At 63.0% G+C, this 9,964-nt stretch carries 6 protein-coding genes; 4 read left to right on the plus strand and 2 right to left on the minus strand.

Annotation, left to right across the window (positions count from 1 at the left end; translation table 11 throughout):
- Window positions 1-794: 794 nt before the first annotated feature.
- On the plus strand, window positions 795-1,877 hold the full coding sequence (locus tag G6N73_RS32685; protein WP_165034069.1) for a S8 family serine peptidase: 1,083 nt from the start codon (window positions 795-797) through the stop codon (window positions 1,875-1,877).
- 1,102 nt (window positions 1,878-2,979) lie between these two features.
- Here G6N73_RS32685 and G6N73_RS32690 read toward each other — a convergent pair.
- On the minus strand, window positions 2,980-3,771 hold the full coding sequence (locus tag G6N73_RS32690) for an ABC transporter ATP-binding protein (RefSeq protein WP_425484185.1): 792 nt from the start codon (window positions 3,769-3,771) through the stop codon (window positions 2,980-2,982).
- A 172-nt stretch (window positions 3,772-3,943) separates the two neighbouring features.
- On the opposite strand from G6N73_RS32690, the gene G6N73_RS32695 reads away from it, so the two are divergent.
- The 3 genes from G6N73_RS32695 to fhuB are packed head-to-tail and all read left to right on the plus strand — an operon-like array spanning window position 3,944 to window position 9,065.
- Window positions 3,944-6,160, plus strand: coding sequence for a TonB-dependent siderophore receptor (locus G6N73_RS32695; RefSeq protein ID WP_343044831.1), 2,217 nt, complete (start codon window positions 3,944-3,946; stop codon window positions 6,158-6,160).
- The gene (locus tag G6N73_RS32700; protein ID WP_165034070.1) at window positions 6,154-7,056 is read left to right on the plus strand and encodes an ABC transporter substrate-binding protein; all 903 of its coding nucleotides are present in this window, start codon (window positions 6,154-6,156) and stop codon (window positions 7,054-7,056) included. Before G6N73_RS32695 ends, G6N73_RS32700 begins: the two co-directional genes overlap by 7 nt.
- Window positions 7,053-9,065, plus strand: coding sequence for a Fe(3+)-hydroxamate ABC transporter permease FhuB (gene fhuB / locus G6N73_RS32705; RefSeq protein WP_246252756.1), 2,013 nt, complete (start codon window positions 7,053-7,055; stop codon window positions 9,063-9,065). The genes G6N73_RS32700 and fhuB overlap by 4 nt, the downstream gene beginning before the upstream one ends.
- A 97-nt stretch (window positions 9,066-9,162) precedes the next feature.
- Here fhuB and G6N73_RS32710 read toward each other — a convergent pair.
- A partial coding sequence (locus G6N73_RS32710; protein ID WP_246252757.1) for an integrase catalytic domain-containing protein occupies window positions 9,163-9,964 on the minus strand: 802 nt, incomplete at its 5' end.

The following is a 9,964-nucleotide window of genomic DNA, read 5'->3' on the forward strand; positions in this document are numbered from 1 at the left end:
GGTGACCGCTGCCGCGCTTTCTCCTGCGGTACTGCTCAATGTAGATAAAGTGTAAAATCAGTAGCTAACTGCAATGATTTGTTGCACAGTAATAATCATCTTTGATTAAACGCGGAGCGCGTCACAAGTCCTGCTTTCGTAAGCAAGTGTTTCTGAATAGAACCACAATCCGACGCGGATCATTGGCGGGGCATTGGCGTCCGCTGCCCGCGATTGATGCACGCTGCGAGTGGCGTAATCGCTGCTCGGGCCCAGATTTTCGATCTCAAGATGGGGAATTGTGGAATAAGACCGCAGCTGATCCGTTCGCTTCATCGGCATGACGCGTACGACGGGAAGGCGCCTGAAGCCGCTGGAGCCGTCGCACGTAACCGAAGCCTTTGCCGATAGCCTCGCGCGGCACTTATGCTCATCGGGCGCGGGTCATTCAGTTGGTCAGGAGAAATACCACAGTGGCTCGTTTCCTTTGCCGTTTTGTTCTGGCCGCAGCGTTTCTGGTGGGAAGCGCCATCCCTGGTTTCGTGCCGCTCGCTGGGAGCTTTCATTTCGCTTCAACGGCGCTCGCAGATGACGACGATGACGGCGATGATGATGGCGGCGGCGGATACGGCGGCAGCCGCAGTGGAAGGGGAGGCGGCGAAGTCTATCGTCCCCGCTCCAACGGAATTCCGATCCTTCGAAATCTCTTCAATCGCTTCACCCCGCGGGCGCGGCGACGTCAAGCGAGGCGCGCCACCCAGCCGCCAGCCGTGAATGCGCCGGGCGAGCTCGTCGCGGTTGTAACTGCAGAAGACTTGACCGCAGCCGAGGGTCTCGGTTTCGAAATCATCGCCGATGAGGAGGTGGATCTGATTGGTAACCGCCTCGCACGGCTTGGCATTCCGGACGGATTGACGCTCGCGGAGGCGCGTCAGCGCCTCGTCACTGCAAGACCCGCAGTCACGGCAGACCTCAATCACTACTATCGTCCGGAAGCAGAGCCGGAGTGTTCCAGCCAGCCCTGTCTCGCGCGATTACTCATCGGCTGGCCAACCACCAGCAGCGCCATTTCATCCGCAGCCCCACGTATCGGTCTCGTCGATACCGGCATCAATCTCACGCACGAAGCGCTTGTGAATCAAAACATCGATTTCACCGATCTGTCCGGCAAAGCCCGCGCTCCGTCTTCAAAGGTCCACGGCACTGCTGTCGCCGCGCTCCTCGTTGGTGCGAGGGACAGTCGGTCGCCCGGGCTGCTGCCTGATGCGGAGCTGGTTGCCGTCGATGCCTTCCACCGTAGCGGCCGGGACGACAGGACCGATGTCTTCGATCTCGTTCGCGCGATGAACATTGTGGCGTCGAAGGATGTTGATGTCATCAATCTCAGCCTGACCGGTCCTGATAACGCCGTTCTGGAACGAGCTGTGGCGGCCATTGCCGAGAAGGACATCATGATAGTGGCGGCAGCCGGCAACAAGGGGCCGAACGCCGATCCGCTCTATCCGGCCGCCTATCCGAACGTGACCGTCGCCACGGCGGTCGACCGCCGCCACCGAGTGTACCGCCGTGCCGGTCGCGGTGAGCACGTCGATTTCGCCGCCCCAGGCGTCAACGTCTGGGCGGCGGCCTCGATCCGCGGCGCCCGCCTGAAGACCGGAACTTCCTTCGCCGCGCCCTTTGTTACCGCCGCCATCGGCTATATGAGGGCGCGATCGCCGGAAATGACGCGTGCGCAAGTGAAGAACGCGCTCGCCGCCGCGGTGGAAGACCTCGGCGAGCCTGGCCGTGATCCGATCTTCGGGTGGGGGCTACTCCGCATGGACCGGCTCGAACTGGCGGCTGACGCCCTATCTCTGCCTAAGCCGAGCCTCGCCGCTGAGCCCGGTGAGCCCAACTGACAGCGCCATTCCACGAGACCAGTAACGCAGAGGACGGGCGGTATGGGTGAATAATGGGGACATGTTCGGTTCGGGCTATCAGACGGCGCCCGCTGTTGATCCCGAAGGTCGCCGTTCAGAGCGGCGCTGCCGCGGGCGTATTCCATCTCTTGACGGCGAGCTTCTTTTCCGCGCTCAAGGGCTTCTTTGAACCTAGACATATTGCCTTCGCTTCTGTCGCCGCGCGAGGCCGGCGGTGAGATCGGCCATGGCTCCTCCTAATCTGTAGAACGCGCGCGATCGGCCTACGTTGCGTAAGCGGAGCACGTCCGTTTGCCTTTGACCTGCCGCGCTGGTACCGCGATCGCGCTGTCGCGTTCTGTGGAAGTCGGCCGTGACATGGCAAAGGCGGTCGAATTGCTCGTCGACCACTCGGCCCTTTAGCTAGACGAGAAGCACATAAGCATCCAATCGGAGGCTGATCATGAGCGGGACCGCGACGCAGCGATGGGAGGTGTTATGCAATCGACCGCAGCCGCCGCATCATCGGAACCAATGAGGCTGTATTGCTGTTGCTGCGCCGCCTTCCAGTCGTGCTGCTCGGGTTCGTCGGCCGTGGCTAAACAGTGAGGGCGGCCGGATTATTGATTGGGAAAGCTGGCACATCAGCACAGCGACGATGGACCTCGCCTATATGATGGCCATGCTTTGGTATCCCGATCGCCGGCGACGTATGGAGCGACCGCTGGTGTGCCTCTACCATGCGGAACTCTTGACACGCGGCGTAAGCGGCTATGACCGCCAAGCGCTGGGCGACGATTATCGCCTGTCAGCGCTTTGGCTGACCACAAGACCCGTGGCGCAGGCCATGAACAACATCCCCCGTGGGTCTGGTGGAACAACCTCGAGCGCATTGCGCTGGAGGTTGATCATTTCGGCTGCCACGATCTGCTTGCCTAGTGCGCCGAGAGGGCGGAGAAATGCACATCTACCAATGCGTCAGTGAAGAACCATGTGCGCTATCCAGGCGCGGCAGACGTGAGAGCAAATTTCATGGATGGGAGCATGACGTCGATTTGCCGACCAAGAACAACGCGCCACGAAGGCGCAGGAACTGGGCCCGTCACTGCAGATAGCTGATAGGTTGGCCCGTCATCGGGTGGGAAAATACCCTCATCTCCACGCCGAAGATGCGTTTCAGTACGTCGTCCTTCATCATCTCGTGGGGCGTGCCTTGGGTCAGCAGCTTTCCGTTTTTCAATGCGATCAACTCGTCGCAATGGCGCGCCGCCATGTTGGGATCGTGCAGCACCGTGACGACGCAAAGGCCGCGCTCCTGGCTGAGCCCCCTCACTAGCCCCAGGACTTCTTCCTGGTGCGCGATGTCGAGCGCTGAAATGGGCTCGTCGAGGAGCATGACCGTAGCATTCTGCGCCACCAGCATGGCGATCCACGCCCTCTGGCGTTCGCCGCCCGACAATTCGTCGACCAGATGGTCGGCGAAGCCGGTCATGTCGGTGAGAGTGAGGGCTTCGTCGACGTGGCGCTGGTCGTCCCGCCCGAAGCGTCCAAGCGCGCCGTGCCAGGGGTAGCGGCCGAGTGCCGCCAGTTCCCGCACGGTCAGTCCGGTCGCCGCGGACGTTGTTTGGGGAAGATAGGCAAGAACCCGGGCGAGCTCGCGCGAGCGCCAGACCGGCAACGGGTGACCCGAGAAGGTGATGGTCCCGGAGCTTGGCGCCTGCTGCCTCGCCAGCAATTTGATCAATGTGCTCTTGCCTGAGCCATTGTGCCCGATGAGGCCGTAGACGCGTCCACGTTCCAGTTCGAGCGACACCGGGCCGAGCAGCGTGCGATGGCCGATCGCGAAACTGAGTTCGCTCGCCACAAAGGCTTTCTTGTCGTCGATTGCGGGCACAGCCGTTCACCTCGTTTGAAGCACGTCGCGCGCCACCACCACTGGTGGATATCGCGGCGCGCACGGTTGATACCCGGGTTGACTAGGAAACATGACATCAATAGTCAAGATTACGTGGTTCGGGACGACGTGCCCGTGCAAACACAATGTCTGGAAATGAGGGTGAGGCAGCGTGAGTGTTTTGGCGAATTTCGATGAGGGTCCCGTAGAAGATCGGTCTGATCGCACTCCCCTTCACGATCGCGGCTGGGCGAACAAGAAACGGTTTCGGCTGCTGTCGTCCACAGTGCTTGGGCTGGGGGTTCTGGGCCTTCCGGCGGCTTTCGCGCAGGAGGCCGTGCCTGCCGGCAGCACCCTTCTCGAACGAATTGTAGTGGAGCAGCGCATAGAAGACGCTTGGGGGCCAGTCGAAGGTTATGTCGCGGGCCGCAGCGCCACCGGCACCAAGACCGACACGCCGCTGATCGAGACGCCGCAGTCAGTCTCCGTGGTGACGGCGGATCAGATCGCAGCGCAAGGCGCCGAGACCCTTGGCGGAGCGCTGCGCTACACGGCCGGCGTCACCGGCGAACTGTGGGGAACCGACCTGCGCGGTTCCGGCCTGCAGATCCGCGGCTTCAACGTTTGGGACGAAGTCTTCTACGTGAACGGCCTCAGGATGAAAGGATCTGATTTCTCCTCCTTCCTCTCGCTCGAACCCTATGGCGCCGAGCGCATTGAAATCCTGCGCGGTCCGAACTCGGTGCTTTATGGCCAGAACAGCCCCGGCGGCATCATCAACTATGTCAGCAAGCGGCCGACGGATGAGACTTTCCGCGAGGTCGAGGTCAGCGCCGGCAGCTTCAACACCTACCAGGGCCAGTTCGACATGGGCGGCAAACTCGACGAAGCGGGCGTATGGAGCTATCGCCTGACCGGTCTTGCCCGCGAGGGCGAGTCCTATACCGACTACGTCGACAATGATCGCCTGTTCATCGCCCCCGCCCTCAAATGGCAGCCGGATGCCGACACCAGCCTGACACTGCTTGCGGCGATCCAGAAAGACAAGGTGGGCTGGGGCATTCAGTTCCTGCCGGCGAACGGCACGGTGCTGCCCAATCCGAATGGCTCGATACCCCTGAACCGCTTTGTCGGTGAGCCCGATTTCGACGAATACAACCCGCTGATGGCCATGGTCGGCTACGAGTTCGAGCACCGCATCGACGACACCTTCATGGTCCGCCAGAACGCCCGCTACTCCTATCTCGACAATGACGAGCAGTTCGGCGTGTTCGGCGCAGGCCTCGAGCCCGATGGCCGCACCTACAACCGCTACGCCGATCTCGGCATGTCGACCTTCGGCAATTTCGCGATCGACAACCAGATGCAGGCGGAGTTCGACACAGGCCCGCTAGCCCATCTGCTGCTCGCCGGGGTCGACTACCAGTATACTGACTATAGCGACTATGGCGCCTCGGCCGACATCGGCCCGATCGACATATTCGACCCGGTCTACGGCTCGCCGATCTCGGCCTTCACTCCCTATCTGGATAGGGATACCACGCACAGCCAGACCGGCATCTACGTCCAGGACCAGATCAAGCTCGAGAACTGGGCGCTCACCGTCGGCGGCCGTCACGACTGGACGCAGACTGAGACGGTCAACTATCTCGCCGGCGGCGCCGCCAGCGAGCAGTCCGACAGCGCCACCACATGGCGCGCGGGCCTCGTTTATCTCTCCGACATCGGCCTTGCGCCCTATGTTAGCTATTCGACTTCCTTCCTGCCGGAGCTCGAGCACAATCCCGCCGGGACGCCTTTTGAGCCGGAGACCGGCGAGCAGTACGAGGTCGGCATCAAGTACCAGCCGGTCGGTTGGAATGCCTTCATCACCGTCGCTGCCTTCGACCTCACCAAGCAGAACGTGGTCCGCCATATCGGCAACGATGCCTTCCAGACCGGCGAGATCCGTTCGCGCGGCATGGAGGCCGAAGGGGTCGCGAGCCTCGACAACGGACTCGACATCAAGGTGGCCTATGCCTACCTCGACACCGAGATCACCGATGACGGTGAAGGGACCGAGGGCAATACGCCTTATGGCGTTCCGCAGCATAGGGTCTCGCTTTGGGCCGACTACACGATCCAGAGCGGCGTGCTCGAGGGGCTGGGGCTGGGCGGCGGCATCCGCTACATCGGCGAGACCTACGGCGACGACGCTAATTCCTTCAAGGTACCGTCGGTGACCTTGTTCGATGCCGCGGTCCACTATGAGTGGCAGAATCTCAATTTCCAGCTCAATGCCACCAACTTGTTCAACAAGGAATACATCGCCTCCTGTTCCGACGCGGGTTTCGGCTGCTACCCCGGAGAGGGCCGGAAGATCACCGGCTCGATGAAATACCGTTGGTAGGGCACGGCGGACCGGCAAGCGAGTGCGCCGCCGTCTCGCAGCTGACGCGGCGCCAACTGGTTGGCGGCCTCGCGGCCGCGTGGTGGACGGCAGGCACGCTGCCGGCGCCTGCCGCCGCGCCGCAACGTATCGCATGCCTGGAATGGACTTCCGCGGAGATGCTCGTCTCGCTCGGCGTTTCGCCGGTCGCGGTCGCCGACATCAAAGGCTATCGCGATTGGGTGGTGGCTCCCGAACTTCCCGCCGATTGCCTCGACCTCGGCTCGCGTGGCGAGCCGAACCTCGAGTTGCTTCTGGAGCTTGAGCCCGACCTGATTGCTGGCGCTTACGGCTACGGGCTCGACGAGGGCCCCTTCAAGCGTATCGCGCCGCTGCACAGCGTGCCCTTCTACGACGGTACCGAAGCGCCTTATCGGCAGGCCGAAATTGAAACGCTGAAACTTGGCTTGCAACTCGGCCGGGAGGCTGAGGCGCAACACCTCATAAAGGAGACAGCGGCGATCATCGCCGATGTCAGGGCGCAACTGTCAGGACGGGCAGACGGGCCGCTTGCGGTGGTCAGCATATTCGACGACCGTCATGTCCGCGTCTACGGCAAGGGCGGTCTGTTCCAGGACGTGCTCGACAGGCTGAACCTCACCAATGCCTGGACCGCTGCTACCGACAGCTGGGGGTTTTCCGCGCTGGGGATCGAAGAGTTGGTCGCGATCGGCGAGGCGCGCGTGATTTCTCTCGATCCAATCCCGCCGCATGTGAAGATCAGAATCGACCAGAGCAGTCTCTGGGCGAATCTTCCCAGCGTCAAAGCCGGCAATGTAAGAACAATCCCGCCGGTATGGCCGTTTGGCGGGCTTGCCGCCGCTGCCCGCTTCGCAACGCTCCTGGCTCAAGCATGAGTATCATGCAGTTCACCGCCGACCACCGTGCCCGTTTCATGGGAAGCGGCTGGATGCTCGCCGCCCTCGTGGGCGTGCCGGCGGTGCTCGCCGCATATCTCACTGTTTCCGGGCTTTTGCGCCTGTTGCCCGCCGACATGTGGTCGCAGGCGCTCGGGGTGACGGATTTTGCCGATCCGCGGCAGCTGCTTTATCGTCACGCCTTTCTGCCACGTTTGGCGATCAGTCTGCTGGCCGGCGCGGCGCTCGGTTTGGCCGGCACGCTGCTGCAGCAGGTGCTGCGCAATCCCCTCGCCGAGCCGACGACCATAGGCACGAACGCAGGCGCGACCGTCGCGTTGACGGTCGCCACGCTCTACGCGCCATGGACGCTGGAGCAGGGCCGCGAATGGGTGGCGCTGGCCGGCGGCGCGCTGTCGACGCTGATGGTTTTGGCTCTGGCCCAGGGCCGAAGTTTTTCGCCGGTCGCGATCATCATCTCTGGCCTGGTTGTCAGCCTGACATGCAGTTCGGCGAGCGCCCTGCTGATGGCGGCCAACCGCGAATATTCCGAGGAACTCTTCATCTGGCAGAGCGGTTCGCTGATCCAGAACGGCGACGCTGTGGCGTTCGAGTTCGCGCCATGGCTTATGGCGGCCGGCATTGCTGCCTTCCTTCTGCTCCGGCCGCTGCGGCTTCTGGACCTGAGCGACGAGGGAGCGGCAAGCCTTGGAACCAAACCCGTTGTGACGCGGCTGGCGGGGATGACCGTTGCCGTCACGCTGAGCAGCATGGTGGTCGCAGCTGTCGGCGTCATCAGCTTCGTTGCGCTTGCAGCTCCGGCGCTGGTCAGGCTCGCCGGCGCACGAACCTTGCGCCAGCGCATGATCTGGGCACCCCTCGCAGGCGCCTCGCTTTTGTGGCTGACGGACCGCCTGGTGCAGGTCATGCCCTTTCCCTCCGAGATACCGGCAGGTGTAGCGACTGCATTCCTCGGGGCGCCGCTGCTGTTCCTTCTCCTGCCGAAATTGCGCACCATCCCGGATCGGGACGGTGCCATGCTGTCCTCCGTGCGCAGGCGAAGCGGGTGGGCCTATCTGCTGCCCGGGCTGGTTGCGATGGCGCTTGTTCTCTGCGCCGCGCTCGTTGTCGGGCGAGGCGCGGCCGGCTGGCATGTGGCATCGGCTTCCGAACTTGCCGACCTCCTGCCGCTCAGGGCGCCGCGCGTCGCCGTTGCGCTTTCCGCTGGCATGATGCTGGGCGTGGTCGGCATGCTGATGCAGAGGATGACCGGCAATCCGATGGCGGCGCCCGAGGTGCTGGGTATTTCCGGCGGCGCCTCGCTTGGCATCCTGCTGCTCTTCGTCGCGACTTCGGATGTCAACCGCCCGGTGATGATCGCGGCCGGTCTCGTCGGGGCTCTGGTCAGCTTGGCGATGATTTCGCAGACGGGTCGCCGGCAGGCTCTCGCGCATGATCGGTTGCTGCTTACCGGCGTCGCTGTCGCGACGATGGCGTCGGCGTTCTCAGCAGTCATGCTCGCCAGCGGCGATCCGCGGCTCGATACGCTCATCGCCTGGCTGTCAGGTTCCACCTATCGAGCCACCGCCGCCGATGCCATAATTGCAGCAGTGACGGCGACTGTCCTGCTGGCCATCATGCCCCTCACAATCCGCTGGCTGGAAATCCTGCCGCTCGGAGAAGCCGCCTCGCGCGGGCTCGGGCTTGGCCTCGATCGCGTGCGCATCGTCCTCCTGGTGCTCGCTTCGGTGCCGACGACAATAGCTACGCTTGTCATCGGGCCGCTGAGCTTCGTCGGATTGATGGCGCCGCACATGGCCCGCATGCTCGGCTTCCAACGCGCCTTGCCGCAGCTTTTCGGATCCGCGATCCTTGGCGGCATGATCCTCGTTTCGGCCGACTGGGCGGGCCGGATGCTCATTTTCCCGTGGCAGATTCCGGCGGGGTTGCTGGCTGCTCTGGTGGGTGGGCCTTACTTCATGGTGCTGATGTGGCAACGCAGACGATGATGACGACAATTGACGGAGGGCCGTTAGGGGTTAGGGGGCTGCGTGGCCCAAGCAGGCGCCGGTCCGAACGCCCGACGTCGGCGCTGAGCGCCGCCGATCAATAGCGCAGGCCGAACAGATGAATACCGGTCGGGCGCAGCGTGCGCTCCTGCTCGGGTAGGAAGGTAAGCCAAAAGCGTAAGCGATCCTGGGGCAACCGAAGCAGAATCTCGCCCTCATGCTCCCGCCATACCGCGATCGGCGGCCGGCCATGGCTACTGTGGATCGACTGATGATAGGCGCCCACGATGTCGAGAGCGATGTACCGCTCGAGTTCCCGCAGCGTAAGCGCCGCATGCCGCTTGGAATTGTATTCGCCAAGCTCCTGCGCATTGCTGAAGGTCGTTCCGGGCAGGAGGTGCAGTCTCCCCATCTGCGTGCCGATCAGACGCTCGATATGACCGCCGAAGTGCGGCTCGCCCCGTGGCCGCCATTCGATCGCGATGCCGGCATCCTGGCATCCTCTCTTGAAAGCCCGACTCCGGAAATCTGGACCGTTGTCGACGTGCAACGTGTCCGGCAGGCCGGCGACGGGCCATGGCTCCCTTATCTCGCGCTCCCTCAGCCATGCCGATTTGTCGAAGACGGAGTGCAGCAGGCACAGGCTGGTTGACAGCCGGGACGGTGCCTCCATCGTCAGATAGAACCCCGTGACCATTCGACTGCACACGTCCATCGACAATGTCAGCCACGGCCGGCCGATCGGCTGCCGGGTCTCCTCGTCGACGACGAAGACGTCGGCCTTCGTATGGTCGATCTGGACCACTTCCAGAGGGTACATCTGGGCACTGCCGCACCAGACTGGGGCGAAGCCGCTAACGAAACTGCCGAAGTGTTGCAACGCGGCGCCAAACCACGAC

It is taken from the genome of Allomesorhizobium camelthorni, from assembly GCF_011045125.1.
Taxonomy (GTDB): domain Bacteria; phylum Pseudomonadota; class Alphaproteobacteria; order Rhizobiales; family Rhizobiaceae; genus Allomesorhizobium; species Allomesorhizobium camelthorni.